Origin of the sequence: Vogesella mureinivorans, from assembly GCF_007644035.1 — a bacterium.
GTDB classification, from domain to species: Bacteria; Pseudomonadota; Gammaproteobacteria; order Burkholderiales; family Chromobacteriaceae; genus Vogesella; species Vogesella mureinivorans.
In genome coordinates, this window is sequence record NZ_VMTV02001171.1 from 1 (window position 1) to 301 (window position 301).

Below are 301 nucleotides of genomic sequence, written 5' to 3' on the forward strand. Positions count from 1 at the left end.
GCCTGGTGCCTGAAACGCAGCAGGCCCGTACTTGCGCACGGGCCTGCCGGATTCACCTGTATGCGCCCGCATCGGCGATGCCGACGCGATGGCGCTGGAGCGTCCGCTCGGCGGACGCCGGGCGGCTTACATCGCGTCCTTGAACGCCTTGCCCGCCTTGAACACCGGCGCCTTGCTGGCCTTCAGCTTGATGGTCTCGCCGGTGCGCGGGTTGCGGGCCTCACGCGCCGCACGCTTGCGCACGGAGAAGGTGCCAAAGCCCACCAGCGTCACGGTGTCGCCCTTCTTCAGCGCCTTGGTG

The 301-nt window shown here is 69.1% G+C and carries 1 protein-coding gene; it reads right to left on the bottom strand.

All coding sequences use genetic code 11. The annotated features are described in order from the left end of the window. Positions 1-126: 126 nt before the first annotated feature. The coding region (locus tag FLQ44_RS23365; RefSeq protein ID WP_147696232.1) for an HU family DNA-binding protein at positions 127-301 on the bottom strand (175 nt) is incomplete at its 5' end.